Origin of the sequence: Undibacterium sp. TC4M20W (assembly GCF_049340245.1) — a bacterium.
Classification (GTDB): domain Bacteria; phylum Pseudomonadota; class Gammaproteobacteria; order Burkholderiales; family Burkholderiaceae_D; genus Undibacterium.
On sequence record NZ_JBMPPI010000018.1, the window covers coordinates 39,081 to 61,401 of the forward strand.

The 22,321-nt window shown below is 52.3% G+C and carries 17 protein-coding genes; 10 read left to right on the top strand and 7 right to left on the bottom strand.

Annotated features, from left to right (window positions below; translation table 11 throughout):
* The 3 genes from ACO0LL_RS19780 (at window position 1) to ACO0LL_RS19790 (ending at window position 4,919) form a co-directional block, all read left to right on the top strand.
* Window positions 1-1,206 (top strand): tetratricopeptide repeat protein, encoded by a 1,206-nt coding sequence (locus ACO0LL_RS19780; RefSeq protein ID WP_422952536.1) that lies wholly within the window; start codon window positions 1-3, stop codon window positions 1,204-1,206.
* Window positions 1,203-2,351, top strand: a complete 1,149-nt coding sequence (locus ACO0LL_RS19785; RefSeq protein ID WP_422952537.1) for a HupE/UreJ family protein — start codon at window positions 1,203-1,205, stop codon at window positions 2,349-2,351. The genes ACO0LL_RS19780 and ACO0LL_RS19785 overlap by 4 nt, the downstream gene beginning before the upstream one ends.
* Before the next feature lie 156 nt (window positions 2,352-2,507).
* A complete protein-coding gene (locus ACO0LL_RS19790) occupies window positions 2,508-4,919 on the top strand; it encodes a prolyl oligopeptidase family serine peptidase (protein WP_422952538.1) in 2,412 nt (803 codons plus the stop codon).
* A 96-nt stretch (window positions 4,920-5,015) separates the two neighbouring features.
* Here ACO0LL_RS19790 and ACO0LL_RS19795 read toward each other — a convergent pair whose 3' ends face one another.
* Complete coding sequence (locus tag ACO0LL_RS19795; RefSeq protein ID WP_110254571.1) at window positions 5,016-6,191, bottom strand: acetyl-CoA C-acetyltransferase; 1,176 nt, start codon at window positions 6,189-6,191, stop codon at window positions 5,016-5,018.
* Window positions 6,192-6,381: 190 nt separating this feature from the next.
* Window positions 6,382-7,275, bottom strand: a complete 894-nt coding sequence (locus ACO0LL_RS19800) for a LysR family transcriptional regulator (protein WP_422952539.1) — start codon at window positions 7,273-7,275, stop codon at window positions 6,382-6,384.
* Between the two features lie 125 nt (window positions 7,276-7,400).
* Between ACO0LL_RS19800 and ACO0LL_RS19805 the strand changes: the two genes are divergently transcribed.
* Together ACO0LL_RS19805 and ACO0LL_RS19810 are read left to right on the top strand one after the other, a co-directional pair.
* Window positions 7,401-9,203 carry a sulfatase-like hydrolase/transferase gene (locus ACO0LL_RS19805; RefSeq protein WP_422952540.1) on the top strand — a complete coding sequence of 601 codons (1,803 nt, stop codon included), beginning with the start codon at window positions 7,401-7,403 and terminating at the stop codon, window positions 9,201-9,203.
* An 18-nt stretch (window positions 9,204-9,221) separates the two neighbouring features.
* On the top strand, window positions 9,222-9,614 hold the full coding sequence (locus ACO0LL_RS19810; protein WP_422952542.1) for a hypothetical protein: 393 nt from the start codon (window positions 9,222-9,224) through the stop codon (window positions 9,612-9,614).
* Between the two features lie 95 nt (window positions 9,615-9,709).
* Here the strand turns inward: ACO0LL_RS19810 and ACO0LL_RS19815 are convergent, their stop codons facing one another.
* From ACO0LL_RS19815 to ACO0LL_RS19825, 3 genes are all read right to left on the bottom strand, one after another.
* Window positions 9,710-10,273, bottom strand: coding sequence for a phasin family protein (locus tag ACO0LL_RS19815; protein WP_422952543.1), 564 nt, complete (start codon window positions 10,271-10,273; stop codon window positions 9,710-9,712).
* Between the two features lie 274 nt (window positions 10,274-10,547).
* Window positions 10,548-11,030, bottom strand: a complete 483-nt coding sequence (locus ACO0LL_RS19820; RefSeq protein ID WP_422952544.1) for a methylated-DNA--[protein]-cysteine S-methyltransferase — start codon at window positions 11,028-11,030, stop codon at window positions 10,548-10,550.
* Window positions 11,031-11,065: 35 nt separating this feature from the next.
* A complete protein-coding gene (locus ACO0LL_RS19825) occupies window positions 11,066-12,652 on the bottom strand; it encodes a DNA-3-methyladenine glycosylase 2 family protein (protein WP_422952545.1) in 1,587 nt (528 codons plus the stop codon).
* A 163-nt stretch (window positions 12,653-12,815) separates the two neighbouring features.
* On the opposite strand from ACO0LL_RS19825, the gene ACO0LL_RS19830 reads away from it, so the two are divergent.
* The 4 genes from ACO0LL_RS19830 to ACO0LL_RS19845 all read left to right on the top strand — a co-directional run bounded on the left by ACO0LL_RS19830 (window position 12,816) and on the right by ACO0LL_RS19845 (window position 19,495).
* Window positions 12,816-15,695 (top strand): ATP-binding protein, encoded by a 2,880-nt coding sequence (locus ACO0LL_RS19830; protein ID WP_422952546.1) that lies wholly within the window; start codon window positions 12,816-12,818, stop codon window positions 15,693-15,695.
* A 112-nt stretch (window positions 15,696-15,807) separates the two neighbouring features.
* The gene (locus ACO0LL_RS19835) at window positions 15,808-17,043 is read left to right on the top strand and encodes an MFS transporter (protein ID WP_422952547.1); all 1,236 of its coding nucleotides are present in this window, start codon (window positions 15,808-15,810) and stop codon (window positions 17,041-17,043) included.
* A 17-nt stretch (window positions 17,044-17,060) separates the two neighbouring features.
* A complete protein-coding gene (locus ACO0LL_RS19840; protein WP_422952548.1) occupies window positions 17,061-17,198 on the top strand; it encodes a hypothetical protein in 138 nt (45 codons plus the stop codon).
* Window positions 17,199-17,326: 128 nt separating this feature from the next.
* Window positions 17,327-19,495, top strand: a complete 2,169-nt coding sequence (locus ACO0LL_RS19845; RefSeq protein WP_422952549.1) for a M3 family metallopeptidase — start codon at window positions 17,327-17,329, stop codon at window positions 19,493-19,495.
* A 65-nt stretch (window positions 19,496-19,560) separates the two neighbouring features.
* Here ACO0LL_RS19845 and ACO0LL_RS19850 read toward each other — a convergent pair whose 3' ends face one another.
* Complete coding sequence (locus tag ACO0LL_RS19850; protein WP_422952550.1) at window positions 19,561-20,373, bottom strand: AraC family transcriptional regulator; 813 nt, start codon at window positions 20,371-20,373, stop codon at window positions 19,561-19,563.
* 150 nt (window positions 20,374-20,523) lie between these two features.
* Between ACO0LL_RS19850 and ACO0LL_RS19855 the strand changes: the two genes are divergently transcribed.
* Window positions 20,524-21,744 (top strand): MFS transporter, encoded by a 1,221-nt coding sequence (locus ACO0LL_RS19855; protein ID WP_422952551.1) that lies wholly within the window; start codon window positions 20,524-20,526, stop codon window positions 21,742-21,744.
* A gap of 205 nt (window positions 21,745-21,949) precedes the next feature.
* On the opposite strand, the gene ACO0LL_RS19860 is transcribed toward ACO0LL_RS19855, so the two are convergent.
* A complete protein-coding gene (locus tag ACO0LL_RS19860; protein WP_422952604.1) occupies window positions 21,950-22,234 on the bottom strand; it encodes an energy transducer TonB in 285 nt (94 codons plus the stop codon).
* Window positions 22,235-22,321 lie beyond the last annotated feature (87 nt).

Below are 22,321 nucleotides of genomic sequence, written 5' to 3' on the forward strand. Positions count from 1 at the left end.
ATGCAAAAGAATATGCACCTGTCTCGTTTTTTATCTGCGCTGTTGATCATGTTCAGCCTTGTCAGCCTCGCCTTTGATGCGCAGGCAACGCCGTTTATTCCCAGCAATGGCAAACAGGTGCTGGAACAATTACCATCACGCACAGATCCGGCGCAACGCGCTTTTGCCGAATTGCGCAAACGCCTGGCAGCAAACCCAAACAACCCCGCCGTTGCTGGCGAACTGGCACAAGCCTATATCAATGCTGCCCGTAATGACGGTGACCCGCGTTATCTGGGCTATGCACAGGCAGTATTGAAACCCTGGTGGAGTTTGCCAAATCCACCCATCAGCGTACTGGTGTTGCGTGCCACCATACTGCAAAGCACACATCAATTTCCTGAGGCCCTGCTCGACCTGAACAATGTCTTGAAGCAGGACAGGGACAATGCCCAGGCCTGGCTGACACGCGCCACTATCTTGCAAGTACAGGGCCAGTTTGCCCAGGCCAAAGCCAGTTGCATGCACCTGTACCCCCTCGCACCTGAACTGGTCACCTTGACCTGTTTGCATAATGTCGACAGCCTCAATGGTGACACTGCTAACAGTTATGCGACACTTGCTACAGCCTATAAAAAATATGAAAAAAATGCAGATAGCGATGCTGGGACAAAAATCTGGGTCACGACACTGCTGGCAGAAATGGCTGCCAGACAGGGCGACGCCAAAGTAGCAGAAGCCTGGTACCAGTCAGCCCTGACACTGGCATCACCAGACAGTTATCTGCTGGGTTCTTATGCCGACTTTTTACTGGATCAGCAAAGACCTGCTGAAGTCGTTAAGCTGTTGAAAGAAAAAACCAGGGTCGATGCATTGTTGTTGCGTTATGCGCTGGCCTTGCAAGCGCAAAAATCGCCACTTGCTGCCGGACAAATTGTCTTGCTGGATCAGCGTTTTGAAGCCGCCATGCTGCGCGGCGACACTGTGCACCAGCGCGAGCAGGCGCGCTATGAATTGCATTTGAAAAACCACCCGGCCATCGCCTTGAAACTGGCGCAACTGAACTGGGCCATACAAAAAGAAACCGCAGATTTGCGCATCTTGCTGGAAGCCGCCGCTGCACATGACCCCCCGGCCGCCGCCCCAGCATTGGCATGGCTGAAGCAAAATAAACTGCAAGACCTGACGCTCAAACCTGTGCTCGCCAGACTGGGAGCCAACTCATGACATTCATCACCAAGCGCCTGCTTGCACGCAGTTTTATTCTAGCACTGCTGTTCAGTATGTTCAGCTTGCCTGCGCATGCCCATAAGCCCAGCGACAGTTACCTGACCCTGCGTACCGACCAGACTGGTATCCATGGTCAATGGGATATCGCCTTGCGCGACCTCGACTTTGCCATAGGCCTGGATGAAGACGGCAATGGCGAGCTGACCTGGGATGAAGTACGCAGCAAGCACGCCGACATCGCCGCCTATGCACTGGCGCGGTTGAAGATTACGGCAGGCGACAAGCCATGCCCGCTGACTGCCGGGCAACAATTGATAGACCAGCATAGCGATGGTGCCTACACCGTATTGATGTTCGACAGCACCTGCAATGCTGAAAAAATCAAAGTGCAGTACCAGCTATTTTTTGACCTGGATACCCAACACAAGGGCTTGCTGCGTCTGGTGAACAAGAAAGATGCAACAAGCACCGCCATCTTTAGCCCCGAACAGGCCAGCCAGGAATTTGTCGTGGCCGAGGTCAACAAGTGGCAGCAATTCAGCGATTATATTTTTCATGGTATCTGGCATATCTGGATAGGTTTTGATCACATCCTGTTTTTACTGTCCTTGTTACTACCTGCCGTACTGGTGCTGAAAGCAGGTAAATGGCAAGCTGCCAGCAGCTTTAAAGCAGCCGCCATCGATGTCTTGAAAATAGTCACGGCATTTACTGTTGCCCATTCGATTACCCTGACACTGGCTGCGCTGAATGTACTGGCATTGCCGTCACGGCTGGTGGAATCTGCGATTGCCGCATCTGTGATTCTGGCAGCGCTGAATAATTTGTTCCCGCTGTTCCAGGGCAGGCGCTGGCTGGTGGCGTTTACTTTTGGTCTTATCCACGGCTTTGGTTTTGCCAGCGTGCTGGCCGACCTTGGCTTGCCGCAATCGGCTTTGATGCTGGCATTGGTCGGGTTTAACCTGGGCGTGGAAATAGGGCAATTGACCATCGTTGCAGGCTTTTTACCCCTGGCTTATCTGCTGCGCCGCCACTGGCTGTATCAGCGTGCCATCGTGCAGGTGGGTTCAGTGCTGATCATCCTGATTGCGCTGCTGTGGTTCATCGAACGCGCCTTCAACATGCGTCTGATTTCATCGTAGCGACAGACCTGTCCACGGCTGTTTTCTATTTATACCAATATGGTTATGAGTGTAGAAGAAAACAGCATATTTCAAATATATTGCGGTGCTAGAATAAAGCTTCTGACTCTGGTTGATTGCCAGGGCTGATGCATATAAATTCAACCGGGGATATTAATGAAAAGCAAACTGAGTCTGCTCTTGCTGGCTGCGCTGGGAGCCAATGCGGGTGCGCAGGAAAATATGAACTATCAAAAACCGCCGCAAGCGATACTGGAGCTCGCTGACTTCCAGCGTGCACCTGTCGTGAGCATGGATAGCCACAGAAAGATGCTGCTGCTCAGTTATCGCAATACCTATAAGTCACTGAATGATCTGAGTCAGACTGAAATGCGTCTGGCCGGTTTGCGCATCAACCCGGTCACCAACATCTCCAGTACGCTGACGTATGTCAATAATCTGAAGCTACGTAAAGTCGATGCGACAGAAGAAATACAGGTCAAAGGCTTGCCACAAAACCCGCTGATCAGCCATGTCAAATGGTCGCCGAATGAAAAGAAGATTGCCTTCACCAATACAGCAGCCAAAGGTGTAGAGCTGTGGGTCATCGATGTGGAAACAGCAACGGCAAAAAAACTGACAGAAGCCAACCTGAATGCCAATCTGGGCGCGCCGTTTGACTGGTACAGGGATAGTGAAAGCCTGCTCATCAAGGTTTTGCCCAAGAACCGCCCGGCCTTGCTGGATGCCAGCAAGGATTTGCCAAGTGGCCCTATCGTCTCCACATCCAGCGGTGCGGCGTCACAGAACCGCACTTATGCCGATCTGTTGAAGAACCAGAATGACGAAAGTAATTTCGTTAACCTGACAACTTCTGAGCTGCACAAAGTCAGCCTGAATGGCAAGAGCAGTTTATTCAAGAAGGCTGATATGTTCGCTGAAGTCAGCTTTTCTCCTGACGGCAAATACCTGCAGATCAGTACCATACAAAAACCTTTCTCTTACGTGGTTCCGCTTGATCGTTTCCCATCAAAAACCATCGTCAGCGATTTGGCTGGCAAGCAGATCAAGGTCGTTGATGAATCACCTTTGCATGAAATCATCCCCAAAGGTTTTAGTGCTGTTGCAGTTGGCAAACGGCAGTTGGACTGGCGAGCAGACAAGGCAGCCAGTCTGACTTATGTACAGGCGCTTGATGGCGGTGACCCGGCCAATAAGGCAGAGTTCCGCGATGAAGTGTTTTCCTGGGATGCGCCTTTCGACAAGCCAGCTATCTCCCTGGTAAAAGTCGCCCAACGCTATAATGGCATCGTCTGGGGTAACGACAATCTGGCGGTTGTCAGTGACGGCTGGTATGACACGCGCAATACCAAGGCCTATCTGTTCAATCCGTCCAATCCGGCAGAAGCACCACGCCTGATCTCTGACCGTAACATGCAGGATATCTATTCTGATCCTGGCCGTTTTGAAACCAAATACAATCAGTATCACCGCCGTGTGCTGGCGATAGAAGATAACAAGGCTTATTTGCTGGGTGCCGGTCACACCAAAAAAGGGCAGTTCCCTTTCATCGATGAACTTGATCTGGCCAGCCTGAAAAAGAATCGCCTGTATCAATCGACTTATACCGACAAGGTAGAAAACATCGTCTCGATAGAAGATGTCAAAAAAGGCGATGTACTGGTGCAGATACAGTCGAAAACTGAATACCCGAATTATTACTTCCGTAATATCAAGGGCGGTAATCAACTCACCCCAGTAACGCAATTCAAGAACCCATTCATGGGCTTGAAAGATGTCTCGAAAGAAGTCATCAAATACAAGCGCAAGGACGGCGTGGAATTGTCTGGCACCCTGTACCTGCCTGCCAACTACGACAAGAGCAAAAAAGACAAACTGCCTTTGCTGATATGGGCCTACCCGGCAGAATTCAAGGACAAGAATTCTGCAGGACAAAGCAAACATAATGAAAACCTGTTTACTTTCCCCAGCACTGCCTCATTCATTTATTGGACAGCACGCGGCTATGCAGTACTTGATGACGCTGCCTTCCCCATCATCGGTGAAGGCAAGACCGAGCCGAATGATAACTTCATCCCGCAACTGGTCGATAATGCCGAAGCGGCGATTGATGCCGTGGATGCGTTGGGCTACATAGACCGCAAGCGTGTTGCCGTTGGCGGCCATTCTTATGGTGCGTTCATGACAGCAAACCTGCTGACGCATTCAAAACTGTTTGCCTGTGGTATTGCACGCAGTGGTGCGTATAACCGTACACTGACGCCATTTGGTTTCCAGAGTGAGCAGCGCAACTACTGGGAAAGCTCCGATGTGTATAACAAGATGTCGCCTTTCATGAGTGCCGACAAAATGAAGACGCCGCTGTTGCTGGTACATGGCGAGGCGGATAATAATCCAGGTACATTTACCCTGCAAACCGAGCGTTATTTCCAGGCCCTGAAAGGCCTGGGCGCACCGGTACGCATGGTGATACTACCAAAGGAAAGCCATAGTTATGCAGCAAGGGAAAACATCATGCATCTGCTGTGGGAACAGGATCAGTTCCTGGAAAAATGCCTGAAGAAATAAGTAAGCACTGATGACAATAAAAAAACCGCCAGATTATTCTGGCGGTTTTTTTCTATCCCGATCTTGCAAATCAAATCTTGCAAATGCGGTTAAGGCTTAACGCTCTATCGCCAGCGCAACACCCATACCGCCACCGATACACAAGCTCGCCAGGCCTTTTTTGGCATCGCGGCGTATCATTTCATGAATCAGGCTGACCAGGATGCGGGCGCCGGATGCGCCGATAGGGTGGCCAATTGCAATCGCACCACCATTGACGTTGATCTTGCTGGTGTCCCAGCCCATTTCTTTATTGACGCCGATTGCCTGTGCGGCAAAGGCTTCATTGATTTCCATCAAATCCAGGTCCTGATGAGTCCAGCCCGCTTTTTTGAGGCATAGCTGTGCCGCAGGTACCGGGCCCATGCCCATGATGGTTGGGTCAACACCGGCAGAAGAATAGGCCTTGATACGGGCCAGCACTGGCAAACCCAGTTGCTCGGCTCTTTGGGCTGTCATCATGATGACGGCAGCAGCACCATCGTTGAGGCCGGATGCATTGCCGGCAGTGACGGTACCATTCTTGTCGAAAGCCGGGCGCAATGAAGCCAGCGATTCCAGCGTAGTGCCATGCTTGATGAATTCATCAGTATCAAACACTGTTGTACCTTTTTTGCTGACCAGTTCAAAAGGAATGATTTCATCCTTGAACTTGCCGGCTTTTTGCGCAGCTTCTGCCTTGTTTTGGGATGCCAGAGCAAACAGGTCTTGCTCTTCACGGGTTACGCCGTATTTCTTGGCGACGTTTTCTGCCGTGATGCCCATGTGGTATTGGTTATACACATCCCACAGGCCATCGACGATCATGGTATCGACCAGCTTGGCGTCGCCCATGCGGAAACCGTCACGCGAGCCATTCAATACATGTGGAGAAGCGCTCATGTTTTCCTGACCACCGGCGATGATGATGTCAGCATCGCCAGCCTTGATGGCTTGTGCTGCCAGATGGGTTGCTTTGAGGCCACTGCCGCATACCTTGTTGATGGTGAAAGCCGGTACCATGTCTGGCAAACCAGCTCTGATAACTGCCTGGCGCGCAGCATTCTGGCCTACGCCGGCAGTCAATACCTGACCCAGGATGACTTCACTGATCAGGTCACCGCTAAGGCCGGTTTTTGCCAGTAGGGCCTTGATGACATGGGCGCCCAGATCGGAAGCAGCGGTTTTTGCCAAAGAGCCACCAAATTTGCCTACTGCAGTACGACCTGCAGCTACGATTACCACGTCTTGCATGTGAATTCTCCTGGTTTTGTCCCTGGGTTCAGGGGATGGTCAAATGAATGCTGCTTAATTCCGTACTAAGTCCTGCATATAGAATACATGCTCTAGCTTACCACTGCTCGCGCCCGGCTGAGTTCACGGGCTTTAAAAAAGATGGCGTTTTGCCATGTCTGGTTCTTGATTTTGCTTAAAACCATAAGCTTTATACATGCGCTGCGACCCTGGCCAATACCAGTTCTGCCATAGGTGACAGGCTGCGTCTTGCCAGGCTGACCACACCAATTTCTGCCTGCATGGTATGCCAACCATCGGCCTTGAGCTCAATCAGCTCGCCGGACCTGAGTTCTTCTGCCACGGCTGCCTGAGTACACAAGAGTATTGCGTCGCTGTGCCTGACTACATGTTTGAGTACATAGATATTGTCGCAAGTCGTCACCAGCGGCAGGTCCTGGCCGGGCTCCAGACCAAAAGCCTTGCGCATGGCAGGCATGAAAATATCTGCCAGATACACGCTGGCATAACTAGCGCTTTGCAAATCTTGCAGACTCAGCTTCGCTTTCATCGTCAGTGGGTGCTCACGGCGGCAATACAGGCCACCAGTTTGCCGGGTAAGATGCCTGAGCTGTATATGCTTGTCCGGTTTCAGGCTGCGGGTGTCGGCGATGAAAAATTCCAGCTTTTCTGCCAGCAGATGTTCCATCAGGGTATCGCTATTATTGACTTCGAGCACGGTACGCATGCGCGGATAGGCGCTTGCCAGTTCAGTCAGCACAGCTGGCAAAAAGCTGGCAGCAGGAAAAGGCCCGGCCCCAAAAATGATCTGGCCACTTTCACCATCGCGCAGTTGTGCCATTTCCTGTTTGAGGTTATTTGCCGCATACAGCAAATCACGGGCGCGCGTGATCAGTTGCCTGCCAGCAGCAGTGGCAGTGGCACCGGCCTGGTCACGGTCAAACAGGCGCATGCCCAGCTCATCTTCGAGACCGGAAATGCTACGGCTCAATGCCGGCTGGCTAAGATTGAGCTTGTCAGCGGCACGGGCAAAATTGCCTTGCTCTGCCAATACGACGACATGTCTTAGTTTTTTCAGGTTCATCAGCAGGCCATACCTTCAAGGTATCAACGTGATGATTATAATGCACTGGACGTATGGGCTTAAGTGCCAGACACTGCTTGGTGTCACGAGCCGATCACGAGCCGTTTAAGTTTAAGGGGGTAGATATGGCAGATCAGTCAGACAATCGGTCAGGTAAGATCAGCCGCAGAAAAGTACTTGCCGCGATGGCGGGCACAGGCCTGGCAGCAGCCTTGGGCGATCTGGCCGACCGGCAGCACAGGCCGCGCAGCATACCTAAGGTGCCGGGAGCAATGACAGACCAAGGTTTGCGCCAGCGGCGGCCGAATATCCTGCTTATCGTGAATGACCAGCTACGCCACTGGCAAGACTTGCCGTCTGGCCTGGGCCTGTCTGCCCATGAAATGTTGCTGGAACAAGGCATAGGCATGATGAATTTCCATGCGAATACCACGCCTTGTTCGCCTTCACGCTCGAATATGTATTTTGGTCAGCATACCCAGCACACCCTGATGACGGCAAATGTCGATGCGCCACCGTCTTTTCCCAAACTGGCAGATGACTTGCCCAGCCTCGGGCATTTGTTGAGAGCCCAGGCTTATTACACCGCCTACAAGGGTAAATGGCATTTAAGCCATGTGCGCCCTGATCCTGGCCTGGTGTATGGGCCTTATCCAACGACAGAAAATGCATTGGAGCCTTACGGCTTCTCTGACTACAACGCCGATGGCGATCCCCATGGTTCTACCTGGACCGGCTACCGCTATGACGGACAGATCGCCAGCAATGCCGTGCAGTGGTTTTGCACGAAAGGACGCGCCATGCGCGGCAAGCAGCCCTGGTTTCTGGCGGTTAATTTTGTGAATCCACATGATGTCATGTATGTCAGCACTGGCGATGCACAAGTGGCCAGCCGGCAGCAACGCAATATGTTGTCGCCCTTATCGACCCCACCCACAGGCGGTGTTTACGACAAATACTGGGACCTGCCTTTGCCGGACAGTTATTACCAGGACAAATTAATCGGTAAACCCTGGGCCACCAGCTCTTACATAGAAATGTGTAACTGGCTATACGGCCATATAGACCCTAACGATGAAGCGGCCTGGTGCGCTTATCAAAGTTATTACTTCAATTGCGTGCGCGATGTTGATAGCCATGCCCTGACGGTGTTGCAGGCGCTGAAAAAGCTGGGCATGGATAAGGACACCATTGTCATCTATACCTCAGATCATGGAGAAATGGCCGGTGCCCACAAGCTGCGCCAGAAGGGGCCCTTCATGTATAAGGAAAACATGCGCCTGCCCTTCATCGTGCGCCACCCTGACGTGGTGGGTGGCAAGATGACGAATGCCCTGGGCTCACATATGGACTTGGTGCCTACTATCCTTGGTATGGCTGGCGTAGATGCACGCGCGGTGGCAGAAAAATATCCTTATCTGAAGGGTGTCGATATCAGCGCCGCCATCAGCACCACTGGCGCAACCACAGAGCGCGATAAAAAAGGCATCTTGTTCAACTACGGCGTCCCCCTGTATATAGACCCGGAATTTTCACGCAAGGGAGCAAAAACCGGCAAGATTTATAACCAGCTCAGTGCGCTTTTGATCGGTTTTGAAAGCGGCCAGTTTTTACCCAGTCTGGAAAATCCGGCCCTGTTCCGAGGCATCCATGATGGCCGTTATAAATTTGCCCGTTATTTCAAACCTGCCGATCATCACCAGCCACGTGACTGGGAAAATCTGAGGGCACGCAACCAGCTTGAGCTTTATGATACGCAAACCGACCCGAATGAAATCACCAACCTGGCCGCCAGCCCTGAGCAACACAAGGAGTTGCTGCTGGACTTGAATCAAAGATTGAACACATTGATCAGTGCTGAAGTAGGCGATGATCTGGGCAGGGAATTACCAGGACCTGCATTTTTATATCAACAGAAGAAAAGCTAAAAAATCTGGAGGGAGACCATGCAAGAAAAAATAATACGCAAGATCCTGTATGTCAGCGGCACTGTCACCATGCTGGCGGGCCTGCAATTTATCGCCCCCACCCTGTTTTTGCAGGCATCAGGCATGCAGGTGGGTGATGTGACTGGCCTGTTCTTTGCCCGTCACTGGGGTTTGATGGCTTTTGTGGTGGGCGCACTGATTATCTATGCGGTTAAACAAACGCAGGCAAGAAGGGCGATTTTATTGGCAGCAGCAGTTGAGAAAATCGGGCTGGTGACCATGGTGGCCATCAACTGGGCAGAGCCAGCCTTGCGGGGCCTGCATATGGCGGCCTTGTTTGATGGTGCTTGCGTGGTGCTGTATTTGATTTATTTATTGGGTAAACAACCGAATCAGCAATCGTCAACCTGAATTCCAGCTGCCCATGAAAAAATCCCCTCATGCGAACATCAGGGGATTTTTTTACTGCAACTCACCGCAGTGAGTCTGAATCTGCAATTGCTAAATTACTTCTTTTTAGCAGTTGCTTTTTCAGCCGCTTGTGTGAACTGCTGGGTAGCCTTGGTCAGGTTTTCTTCCAGAGTTTGTACAGCTTGCTTGGTTGTTTTGGACAGTTGCTCGTAGCCTGCGTTGATGTTGCCAACAACAGATTTCAAGGCTGTAACAGCTTGTTCGGAACCAGCTGGTGCATTTTTAGTTACTTCATCGATCAGGGAAATCACTTTAGTATTTGTTTCAGCGATGTGTGCTTCAACAGCTTTAGTGAATTCTTGCTGAGTTGCTGTAGTGATGCTTGCCAGGTGACGGCCATAAGCCAGTGCTTTTTCAGCGTTTGGCTGAGCTTGTGCTGCAGACAAAGTGAAAAATTCTTGTGGGTCTTTGGCGCTCAACAGTTGTTTGGCAGTAGCAGTACCTTCTTCGAAACTTGCCTTGGCAGCATTGACGTTCAGAGCAAACAACTGCTCCAGGCCTTCAAATGCTTTTTTGTTCAGGGAAGTCAGGGAAGCGAATTGCGCTTCCAGGTTAGCTTTAGTCGTAGCGATAAATTGTTCTGGTGTATTGGTAGTCATGGCATTCTCCGGTAAATGGAATTAAGTGGCTTAACAGCGTTAATGTTCGGCAGCGCTTTCCACGAATTATTGAATGGTGCACCGCAACAAATACGATTCTACACGTAGAATTCAAAACGTCAAGCACTTTTTGTGCATCGCACCAAAATTAACTAAATGATATTTCCATATCTATATCTGCTTTTCCTGAAATTACTCGCCTTGCTCGTTCCACTGCTCATTCCGCTGCTTACTCTTTAAGCACTGATCATTCATGACTGCCACAGCAATATTGCTATTTAGAAAATTTTCTTTCCAGCATCAATAAAGCCTCTTTATTCTGCAAACCACCTGCATAACCCGTCAATGCACCATTGCTGGCGATGACCCTGTGGCAGGGGACAATGATGGATAGGGGATTACGCCCATTCGCGGCCCCTACTGCGCGCACTGCCTTGGGCCTGGCTATACCTTGTGCGAGAGCCAGATAGCTGCTGGTCTGGGCAAACGGGATGCGGCGCAGTGCAGCCCATACTTCTTGCTGAAAGTCCGTGCCTGCCGATAAGTCCAGCGGCAAATCAAAATCCTGGCGCTGCCCGGCAAAATATTCCTGCAGCTGCTGGCGTGCCTGATTCAGTATGGGATCAGACTCATCTTCCTGCCAGCCTGCGCTGCCCTTGAAGTGTTTATGGTTTTCAAAATACACGCCGCTGAGACCACGTTCACTGGCGGCTAAGAGTAATTGCCCTACCGGGCTGTTGTAGTTCAGGTATTTCATGATATTTCCCTCATTCCTTATTTAGTCTTTATTTACTATTTACTTAGTGATTGCCACAGCAATAAAGCGGCATAAGCCCGCCACGGTGCCCAGGGCTGGGCGACAGCTAGTAATTGTTTTTCGGTCAGACGCTCGCTTGCCGGGGTTGCCGGGGTTGCCGGGGTTGCCGGGGTTGCCGGAGTTGCCAATATTGCGGCAGCTTTTTGCAAACCCAGGTCACCTGCCGGAAAGGCATCTGAAAAACGCAGGGCGCGCATGGCAATGTATTGTGCCGTCCACTCACCTATGCCTTTGACAGTCTTGAGCCTGGCTACCATCTCGTCAGAGCTGGCCGCCAACTGCCTTTGCAAGCCACCATCAAGGGCAAACCGGGCGATGTTTTGCAAAGTGGCAGCGCGGGCACCGGGTATGCCTATGCCCGCCAGTTGGTCTATCGACAAGCCAACAATGGTTTGCGGACTGGGAAAATGGTGGGTGACAGTAGCAAACGGGGTAAGCACTGGTTGACCAAAGCGGGTCACCAGCCTGCCAGCTACGGTGGTAGCACCGGCCACGCTGACTTGCTGGCCCAGCACGGCACGGATAGCCAGCTCAAAACTGTTGAAGGCGCCGGGCACACGCATGCCTGGGGTGCGCAGGATTTGCCCGGCCAGCAGGCTGTCTGTTTGCAGATGGCTCTGGATGACGGCGGGATTGGCCTCCAGATCAAATTGCTGCCTGACCCTGGCCATCAGTGGCATGAGTACCGGTGCCAGTGAAGGTGAGACTTGCAGGCTGAGTTGCTGTTTGGCGGGCAGGTGAGCGACTTTGAGCCAGCCTTCCAGGCCGTCCATCTGTACACTGCGTACATAGGCCCTGCCGCCTTTTTCATCGATGACGGCTTCCAGCCCTGGCATGGCGCGCCCGGCAAGGTAAGTGATCACTGCGTCCCAGGCATAGGGTGGGCGGTAAGCCAGCTTCAGGCAAACACCTTCGCCTGCGCTGTCAGCCGCACGCCGTATTGATCCCGGTGCCATCTGGTAACGTTCTGAAAACAGGGCATTGAAGCGCCTGACACTGCCAAAACCGGCGGCAAAGGCTATCTCGGCCATGCCTAGCTGAGTCTCTTGCAACAGTTTTTTGGCAAACAACAGGCGCTGGGTCTGGGCCAGTTCTACCGGCGTTACACCAAACTCTTGCAGCATGACGCGGCGCAACTGACGTGAAGACAGACCAACCTGTTCAGAAAAGCTTTCTATATCGGTTTCATTCAAGGCACCGTCAGCGATTCTTTGCCAGATTGCATGGGCAAGATTTTGCTGTATCGCATACGGTGCCAGTTCAGGGCGGCAACGCAGGCAAGGGCGAAAACCGGCCGCCTCAGCCGCTGCTGCGCTGCTGAAAAACTCGCAGGACGATTCACGCGGTGTCTTGACGCCACATACAGGGCGGCAATACACACCGGTGGTTTTAACGCCGGTAAAAAACACCCCATCGAAACGGCTGTCCTTGGCGGCGAGGGCGCGGTAATAACATTGCTTTTGCGTCAAACCCTCACTGGCCTCAGTCAGCATCAGGCTGGTTGCATCGGGCGGCGCTGCTGCCTGGCCTTTGCTTTGCATGGTAGGTATCTGCTGTTCCATAGCCGCCACTTTCTCGTATTGAATCAATTCCGGGTTCGTTAAAATTATGTACCCAATTTGCAAACTGCATTACTATCTTCAGGAATCGTTATACGCGAGTGCCAGTCACTCTTCTAGCCATTTTCGGACAAACAAATCGGGAATCATGCGCCAGGCGCTGAATTTGAATCGCAATTTACATCGCATCGTCAAGACCGCGCGCAGACATCCGCGGCTGGCGACTTGCTTACTCGGGCAATTGAGCCTGCAGGCAGCTACAGCCGGGCAAACCGGCTTGCAGCTTGACGCCTGTTACCAGCGCTATCTGATACTGGAGAGGCTGGGGCAGGCGCATTCCATGCAAAGCGAACTCGAACAAGGCCTGCACATTGCTGAACAGCAGCAACTGACACGCCCTGCCGGGCTGATGCTGCTTGCCCTCGGTCGTATCTGTTATACCCAGGGTGCTTACCGTGACGCCCTGATGTACTGGACGCGTTGCGTCGATCTGAGCAAATTCAACCGCGACCAGGTGACACTGGTCGAAGCGCATATAGGACTGGGGCAGATTTATGATGCCCTCGGCGATGGCAAAACGGCGGCGCGTTTTCATACCGATGCCGGTAGCCTGCTGGAGCAACTGAACGAGCCTTATCTGTTGTGCAAACAGATTATCAATCTGGGTGTCAATGAACTCCATACTGGTGAATTGCAGGAAGCTCAAGATTGCTTTCTGAAAGCGAAAGTATTGGCTGAGCAACATGCCATCCACGAATACCTGGCTGAGACTTACTGGTATCTGGGCCAGGTCGCCAGCAGAAATGCACAACTGGAAGTCGCTGAAACCCATATCCGCACTGCACTGGAACTCGCCGATGCCTGCAATTACGTCTGGCTGAAAGGCGCCGTGCTGGATACCCTGGCCGACATACTGCGTGCAGCGGGGCAATTCGATGAAGCGCTGGATGTCTATGGCGAGGCCCTGAGCTATTCAGATAAAGTCGCTTCCCGCAGGCAAAAAGTACGCAGCCTGGCAGCACTGTCAGAAATCCATGAGCAACAGGGCAACTGGCAACAGGCCCTGCACTTTGCCCGCCTGCATCAGCAAACCACCAGCGAGCTCAGTGAACTGGGGACGATGGACAGGTTCCATGAATTGCGGGCCTATGATTTGTCTCACAAACCGCCGGTAGAAATTTTGCTGGAACTGTCATCCAACCGCTTGCTGGAAGAAGGCCAGCAAGCTGAAGTATTGCAACTGATAACCGATACCTCGCTGGCCATCCTGAATACCGAGCTGGCAGCCATCTTCCTGATTGATGGCAATGGAGTAGGTCTGCATTGTCGCGCCAGGGCTGGCAGCAAACATGGCCTGATCAGGGCAGAAATGCCTTGCCAGAACCTGCCACTGCTGATGCACATACTGCAACAGGATGAAGTGCCACTGGTTGGGCATGATATGCGTTTGCACGTGGTAGCAAACGAAATGCGTGCTTTGCTGGGGCAGGAAGAATTGCATTCGGCCTTGAAAATCTCGCTGCGCCTGCATGGTAAAAGCGTAGGCCTGATCTGTTTCGCCCATACCAGCGGCAGCAGGAACTGGTCGCGTGAAGATGTGCTGTTTGGCCGCCATCTGGGCAACCTGGTACAACAGGTGCTCAGCCATGCCGAACATGCCCAGACCCAGAAGCAACTCGAAGCCAGGGTACTGGAGCGCACCGCCAGCCTGCAATTGCAAACCGAGCAATTACAGCAGGCACACAAGCATATCTACCGGCTCAGTGAAATAGGCAGGGAAATCACTTCCAGCCTGGACCGCGATACCATCATGGAGATCGTCTATCGCCACGTGCATGAGCTGATGGGGGCAGAAGTATTCGCCGTAGGCCTGTACCGGCCAGAGCAGGAAACCATAGAGTTCCCCTGCAATATCCTGCGTGGCCAGCGCATGTTGCCGTATATACGCGATATCAGGGACGAGGATTTATTATCAGTATGGTGTGTCACGCATCAGCAGCCCATCTTTATCAGTGATATCTATAGCGAGTACCAGAATTACATCAGCGAAGCAGGCTTGCACAAGCTGACGGTAGATAGTGCCTATTTCGCCGGAATGGAAAAAGTCATTCCGGTCTCGCATATCTATGTCCCGCTGATGATCAAGGGCCGCACCATAGGCATCATTGCGATACAGAGCACGCAAAAAAATGCCTTCCAGCGCATGCATCTGGACATTGCCATGATGCTGGCCGCTTATACCGCAATAGCTGTGGAAAATGCCGAGACTTACCAGCAGCTCTTAAAAGCGCAGCAAATCCTGGTCTCGCAAGAAAAACTGGCGGCACTGGGTTCACTGGTGGCGGGTATCGCCCATGAACTGAATACCCCCATAGGCAATAGCCTGCTGACTGCCACTACACTACAAGAACAGTCTGTCATTTTCTTGCGCAAGCTGACAGAAAACACCCTGAAGCGTTCTGACCTGAACCAGTTCACGGCCACGATCAATAATGCCAATGAATTATTGCTGCGCAACCTGATGAGCGCGAGCGACCTGGTCAGCAGTTTTAAGCAAGTGTCAGTCGATCAGACCAGTCAGATGCGCCGCACATTTAATTTGCGCAAGACTACCCTGGAAGTCATACGTACCCTGCACAACCTGATACACAAGCGCGGCCATACGCTGGAAATTGATATTCCCGATGGCATAGACCTCAACAGCTTTCCCGGTCCTTATGGGCAGGTGCTGACCAATTTTATCAACAACGCCCTGCTGCACGCTTTTGAAAACCGCGAAAACGGCAAGATGCTGTTGCGTGCCCACAAGACGCCAGACAATCAGGTACAGATCATCTTCAGCGACAATGGCAAGGGCATAGAGGCGCAGGATTTGCGCAGGATATTTGACCCTTTTTTCACCACCAAACTGGGTCAGGGTGGCAGCGGGCTGGGACTCAGCATCGTCCACAACCTGGTGACCACCATCATGCATGGCGATATCGCGGTGGATAGCGCGCCAGGCATGGGCACGCGGCTTACCTTGAATCTGCCTCTTAATCCCTGAGTCCTTGAAACCTGGCAAGGCAGGCTGACTGCTGCGAGACACCATACCGTCATGGTGTTTTGGGCAGTCCACATGATTTTCTGGATTGGCATACACTAGAACTCATTTTCTAATGAGCAAAACAGATATCGCCATGACAACTCAACGCGCTCCCGACCTAAAAACCGTGCTGCTGGCCAGCGGTATTGTGATTACCTTGTCCATGGGTGTCAGACATGGTTTTGGTTTCTGGATGCAACCCATCTCACAGCAACATGGCTGGACCAGGGAAACCTTCTCGATGGCGATGGCCATGCAAAATCTGATGTGGGGTGTGTTTGGCCCACTGGCAGGCATGGTGATAGACAAGGTAGGCACGACAAAAATGATGATACTGGGTGCATTTTTGTATGCGGCCGGGTTGTTATGGATGGCGCTGATAGACCAGCCTGTGCTGTTCATAGTCGGTACCGGGATACTGATAGGTGGTGCACTGGCCTGCACATCCTTTGGAGCAGTCAGCGGCATCATAGGCCGCACGGCACCGCTGGAAAAACGTTCCTGGGCTTTTGGCATTTCTTCTGCCGCAGGCTCCTTTGGCCAGTTCGTCATGATGCCGATAGAGCAGCAATTGATAGACCGCGCAGGCTGGCAAAATGCCTTCTATGTACTGGCAGCCTTGGTCGTATTACTGATGGTGCCTATGGCAATGAAGTTGCGTGAACCGGCGCTTGAACAAGTCACAGGTCCACAGCAAAGTATCAGCGAAGCGATACGTGAAGCCTTTGCCTACAAGCCTTTTTTGTTGTTGGTAGCTGGCTATTTCGTCTGCGGCTTCCAACTGGTTTTCATAGGAGTACACATGCCTGCGTATCTGAAAGATAAAGGTATCATGGACCCCAGCGTGGCGGTATATGCGCTGGCGCTGATTGGCCTGTTCAATATCTTTGGTTCTTACTATGCCGGCAAGCTGGGCGGCATGTTCCCTAAACCTTATCTGTTGTCGGGTATCTATCTGGCACGTAGTCTGGTCATCGCCTTGTTCTTGCTGGCACCGCTGTCACCGTATTCTGTTTATCTTTTTGCCGCAGCATTGGGCTTGTTATGGTTATCTACCGTGCCGTTGACGAATGGTGTCATTGCCGGGATTTTTGGCGTGAAGTATTTATCAATGCTGTCGGGCTTTGTGTTTTTCTCGCATCAGGTTGGCAGTTTTATCGGTGTCTGGCTGGGTGGCTATATTTACACCAAGACCGGCAGCTACAACATGGTATGGGGCATCGTCCTGGGCCTGGGTATCTTTGCGGCGCTGGTGAATTTGCCTATCAGTGAAAAACCGATAGTCCGCGCGAGTGAAGCTGCGGCCTGAACAAATTCGAATAACTCATGACTAAACAATTATCACGCAGATTATTGCGGCTACTGTGGGGCAGCATCATCCTTGTGGTGCTGGCCCTGGTGTTCATCGCCTATCTGCGTCCGTCTTTTGTGCTTGACCTGGCAAATCGTTTCGTCATGTGTTGAAGGCCCATTTTTGCTACGCACTTTTTAGCGCCTCAGGGCGCTATTTTTTTGCCCCGATTGAACGATATATTAGCTTTACGGTCTGCTACACTGTGTTTCCTTTTGATCAAAGATTTTGGTAAAACTACATGAACAAACATCTACTGCTCATTTTGCTTGGCACTGCGCTGGCTAGTCCTGCCACTTATGTCACAGCCGCACCAGCTGATTCTGCCAGCGTCACGCAAAAAAAGACTGCTGGCAAACTGGCTAGCAATCCCTTTGCCAGTGCCAGCAAGCTGCCTTACCAATATCCGGCTTTTGACCAGATCAAGAATGAACATTACGGCCCTGCCTTCACCGAGGGCATGCGCCAGCATGCTGCCGAAATCGCACTCATTGCAGGCAGCCATGCTGCCCCTACATTTGACAATACCGTGGTCGCAATGGAACGTGCGGGGCAGATGTTGAACCGGGTTTCCATTGTCTTTTTCAGCCTGACAGGCGCGAATACCAACCCTACGCTAGAAGCGCTGTCACGCGACCTGGCACCCAGGCTGGCGGCCCATCAGGACCAGATTTTCCTGAATGCGCGCCTGTTCCAGCGCATCAGTAAATTATATGAAGCACGCCAGGCATTGAACCTGGACGCAGAATCCGGGCGCTTGCTGGAACGCTATTACACAGACTTTGTGCGTGCCGGTGCCAAGCTGGGCGACAAAGACAAGCAAAAACTCAAGAGCCTGAATGCCCAGTTAGCCAGCCTGGCGACCAAGTTCAGCCAGAATGTGCTGAAAGAAACCAATGCCTCGGCCATCATTGTTGATAGCAAGGCTGAGCTGCAAGGTTTGTCTGAAGAAGAAATGGCCAGTGCGGCTGAAGCAGCCAAGACACGCGGCCTGAAAGATAAATTCGTGATACCGCTCATGAATACCACCGGCCAGCCATTCGAGGCCAGCCTGGCAAACCGCGCCCTGCGCAAGCGTCTGCATGAAGCCTCGGTCAACCGTGGCAGCCATGGCGGTGAGTTTGACAACCGCCAGGTAGCCATCGATCTGGCACGCCTGCGTGCTGAACGTGCGACCCTGCTCGGTTATGTCAACCATGCCGCCTATGGCCTGGAAGATGAAACCGCCAAAACCACCACCGCAGTCAACAAAATGCTGGGCGAGCTGGCACCGGCTGCAGTGAATAACGCCAAAGCCGAAGGCGCAGAGCTGCAAAAAATCATCGATGCACAGCAAGGTAATTTCAAACTGGCGGCATGGGACTGGGCGTTTTATACCGAACAATTACGCAAGGCAAAATACAGCTTTGACGACAGCCAGTTGCGCCCTTATTTTGAATTGAAGAATGTGCTGGAAAACGGTGTCTTCTTTGCTGCCACCAAACTGTATGGCATCACTTTCAAAGAACGCACTGACTTGCCGGTGTATAACCCCAGCGTCAAGGTGTATGAGATATTTGATGCAGATGGCAAGAGCATGGCCTTGTTCATCGCGGACATGTATGCGCGCGACACCAAGCGCGGTGGTGCCTGGATGAATGCTTATGTAGAGCAATCCACGCTGTTTGGTACTCACCCTGTGCTTGCCAACCATCTCAATATCCCGCAACCGCCAGCAGGCCAGCCTACCCTGCTGACCTTTGATGAAGTACGCACGGCTTTCCATGAATTTGGCCATGCCCTGCACGGACTGTTCTCGAATGTGAAGTACCCGCGTTTTTCTGGCACCAATGTACCGCGTGACTTTGTCGAATATCCATCCCAGGTTAACGAGATGTGGGCAACCTGGCCTGAGGTATTGAAAAACTATGCCAGACACTATCAAAACGGCGAAGTGATACCACAGACCTTGGTAGATAAAATCACCGCAGCCAATAAATTCAACCAGGGTTTTGCGACGACAGAATACCTGGCAGCATCTTTGCTGGATCAACGCTGGCATCAATTGACACCGGCGCAGATACCAAAAGATGCCCTGGCCTTTGAAGCAGATGCATTGAAACAGTCGGGTGTTGATTTTGCCCCGGTGCCGCCACGTTACCGCAGCACTTATTTCTCGCACATCTTTGGTGGTGGTTATTCAGCCGGTTACTACGCTTACCTGTGGAGTGAAGTGCTGGATGCCGAGAGCGTGGAATGGTTCAAGGAAAACGGTGGCCTGAACCGCAAGAATGGCGACTGGTTCCGTCAGCAATTATTATCCAAGGGTGGCAGCATGGACCCGTTGGAGTCTTTCCGTAATTTCCGTGGACGTGAAGCAAAGATAGAACCATTGCTGATACGCCGCGGTTTGCAATCAGCCCCTAAATAAGCAGTGTAGACAGTGCTCGTTCAGTGCTGAAATAAGCACTGGATTTTTCTCACTGACGAGCCCGGTCAGTTTTCAGCAAAGAACTGGCTGGGTGTCTGGTCAAACTGTTTGCGAAACATGGTAGAGAAGGCGCTGGGGCTGTCATAGCCCAGTGCCAGGGCGATGTCGATGACTTTCTCGCCGCTTGCCAGCAATTCCAGCGCCCGTAGCAAGCGGGCCTGTTGCCGCCATTGACCAAAGGTCATGCCGGTTTCTTTCACGAACAGGCGCTGTATGGTCTTCACATCCACGGCCAGGCGTTGCGCCCAGTCAGCCATGGTGGAAGTATCATCGAGTTGCTGCTGAAGCAGCTCGCAAATTCTCAGCAGACGCGGGTCGGACGGCATTTGCAAATGCAAGGGCAACACGGGCAGGACACGTATTTCATCGAGGATCAATCGCATGACACGGCCATCGCGGCTGTCGGGTATATAGTGCAAATCGGACAACTCGGGCTGACTTAATTCCATGGCAGCGCGGATCAGCTCGCGTAATAAAGGCGAGATACCGACTGCCTGGGTAAAGCCCGGTAAACCGGAGGCCGCATCCGTTGCTACTGTCACGCTACGCATGTGCACTTCTCCTATGCAGCGTATCTCATGCGTCATGCCAGCCACCATCCAGATGGCGCGGGTGGGCGGCACCACCCAGCGACCGACCTCAGTCTGCACCACCATCACGCCACGTACTGCATAAATCAGTTGATGCCTGGCATGCAGGTGCGGCGCAATGTGCCAGTTGGCTGGATAGTCAGTAGCCCTGCCGCTGACAGGTGAAGGCAGCTCATCAATTTCTTGAAGCGCTTGAGCCAGGGCCTTGGGCTTGCGGGATGTATCCATGTCCTTTTCTCAAGGGTTGTTGGCGGATTGGCGCGAGACAGGCTATCCAGTACGGGGGATAATTCTGCCATACCGGTAACAAGGCAGCAGCACAGATAGCCCGTTTTACTGTCGGCAGCCTGGTCCCATTCTAAAGTGAAAGCCATCTCCATGACAATTTCCGCAACAACATCTGACACTGGCCAGCCCACCGCGCCCCCTGCAAAGAGCAAACCTGCTTTCGGCATCCTGGGTGCCATCAGCAGTGCGCACATGATCAATGACATGATGCAATCACTGATACTGGCGATGTATCCTATCTTGAAGGGTGAGTTCTCGCTGAGCTTCAGCCAGGTGGGGCTGATTACCCTGACCTACCAACTGACGGCCTCGCTGCTACAACCGCTGGTGGGTGTTTTTACCGATCGCCGGCCACAACCGTATTCACTGCCCTTTGGCATGACATCAACGCTGATCGGGTTGATACTGCTGGCCTTTGCTCCCAGCTTTGGCTTCGTGCTACTCGCAGCAGCCTTTGTCGGCATAGGATCTTCCATCTTCCATCCCGAATCTTCGCGCATTGCGCGGCTGGCTTCGGGCGGGCGGCATGGGTTTGCGCAGTCGGTGTTCCAGGTCGGCGGTAATATGGGTACGGCGATAGGCCCACTGCTGGCGGCCATCGTTATCGTGCCTTTCGGCCAGCGCAGCGTGGCATGGTTCGGATTGGCCGCCATACTGGGCATAGGTCTGCTGCTGCAAGTGAGCCGCTGGTATGCAGTACACCACATTGCTTTTGCTGGCAACAGGAAACCTGTTAACGTCGCACCTTACCCCCGCAATGTGGTCATGGGTGCTATCGCGATCTTGCTGATATTGATTTTTTCAAAGTATTTCTACGTTGCGGGCATCAGCAGTTTTTATACCTTTTACCTGATGGAACGTTTTGGCCTGACGGTACAAAATGCGCAGTTGCATCTTTTTTTCTTCCTGTTTGCCTCTGCCTTGGGTACGGTACTGGGTGGACCTGTTGGTGACCGCATAGGTCGCAAGCCTGTCATCTGGGTGTCGATACTGGGAGTGGCGCCGTTCGCGCTGATGCTGCCGTATGCCAATCTGTTCTGGACAACGGCGCTGACGATTGTGATCGGGCTGGTGCTGTCTTCAGCGTTCTCAGCCATCCTGGTATATGCGCAGGAACTCATGCCGGGCAAGGTGGGCATGGTGTCTGGCCTGTTCTTCGGTTTCGCCTTCGGCATGGGTGGGCTCGGTGCTGCGGTGCTGGGTATTTTTGCGGACAGGACAAGCATTGCCTTTGTCTATCAGACCATAGCCTACCTGCCGCTGCTGGGCGTGGTGGCTGCGTTGTTACCCAGGGAGGTACGACGCGTCTAGACTGGCAAGGACAGATTTACCGTTTCAAAACCTGCCGGTTTGCACGACCGCAGAACTGGGTTTCTTTGTCAGCCAGAGTGCTTCTCAAATTTTGATTCAGAATCTTGAATCATAAAATAGGAAGGGGACACGATCATGTGTCCCCTTCCTGTTTGTATATTCTGGTTTGTTGTTCAGTTAATCAAGCTACTGAACTCCAAACTGATTACTCAAGCTTCCAGACAAAATCGACCTTGGCCCATAATTGATCAGCTTTGCCATCCTTGGTGCCTGGTTTGAATTTGCATTGGCTCAGGGCTGTCAGTGCAGCCTTGTCCAGGCTCTTGGAGCCGCTGGATTTTTCTACTTTGGATTCAACGACCTTGCCATCTGCCGCAATCAGGAAACCCATGGTAACAGTGCCGGTTTCTTCATTCATCAATGCTGCTTTTGGATACTTGGGTGGTTCGCATGACTTGCTGTCCATGACAGGAGAAGTTTCTGCGGCCATGACGGAGGCACTGGCACATAACAACAAGGACGAGATGAGTAAGGATATTTGTGGTTTCATAGGACTCTTCTTATGCATTTTCTATTC

Bases quoted from the DNA above. Each gene is read 5' to 3' on its own strand.
- ACO0LL_RS19780 (WP_422952536.1), top strand. From the start codon at position 1: ATGCAAAAGAATATGCACCTGTCTCGTTTTTTATCTGCGCTGTTGATC.
- ACO0LL_RS19785 (WP_422952537.1), top strand. From the start codon at position 1,203: ATGACATTCATCACCAAGCGCCTGCTTGCACGCAGTTTTATTCTAGCA.
- ACO0LL_RS19790 (WP_422952538.1), top strand. From the start codon at position 2,508: ATGAAAAGCAAACTGAGTCTGCTCTTGCTGGCTGCGCTGGGAGCCAAT.
- ACO0LL_RS19795 (WP_110254571.1), bottom strand. From the start codon at position 6,191: ATGCAAGACGTGGTAATCGTAGCTGCAGGTCGTACTGCAGTAGGCAAA.
- ACO0LL_RS19800 (WP_422952539.1), bottom strand. From the start codon at position 7,275: ATGAACCTGAAAAAACTAAGACATGTCGTCGTATTGGCAGAGCAAGGC.
- ACO0LL_RS19805 (WP_422952540.1), top strand. From the start codon at position 7,401: ATGGCAGATCAGTCAGACAATCGGTCAGGTAAGATCAGCCGCAGAAAA.
- ACO0LL_RS19810 (WP_422952542.1), top strand. From the start codon at position 9,222: ATGCAAGAAAAAATAATACGCAAGATCCTGTATGTCAGCGGCACTGTC.
- ACO0LL_RS19815 (WP_422952543.1), bottom strand. From the start codon at position 10,273: ATGACTACCAATACACCAGAACAATTTATCGCTACGACTAAAGCTAAC.
- ACO0LL_RS19820 (WP_422952544.1), bottom strand. From the start codon at position 11,030: ATGAAATACCTGAACTACAACAGCCCGGTAGGGCAATTACTCTTAGCC.
- ACO0LL_RS19825 (WP_422952545.1), bottom strand. From the start codon at position 12,652: ATGGAACAGCAGATACCTACCATGCAAAGCAAAGGCCAGGCAGCAGCG.
- ACO0LL_RS19835 (WP_422952547.1), top strand. From the start codon at position 15,808: ATGAGCAAAACAGATATCGCCATGACAACTCAACGCGCTCCCGACCTA.
- ACO0LL_RS19840 (WP_422952548.1), top strand. From the start codon at position 17,061: ATGACTAAACAATTATCACGCAGATTATTGCGGCTACTGTGGGGCAGC.
- ACO0LL_RS19845 (WP_422952549.1), top strand. From the start codon at position 17,327: ATGAACAAACATCTACTGCTCATTTTGCTTGGCACTGCGCTGGCTAGT.
- ACO0LL_RS19850 (WP_422952550.1), bottom strand. From the start codon at position 20,373: ATGGATACATCCCGCAAGCCCAAGGCCCTGGCTCAAGCGCTTCAAGAA.
- ACO0LL_RS19855 (WP_422952551.1), top strand. From the start codon at position 20,524: ATGACAATTTCCGCAACAACATCTGACACTGGCCAGCCCACCGCGCCC.
- ACO0LL_RS19860 (WP_422952604.1), bottom strand. From the start codon at position 22,234: ATGGCCGCAGAAACTTCTCCTGTCATGGACAGCAAGTCATGCGAACCA.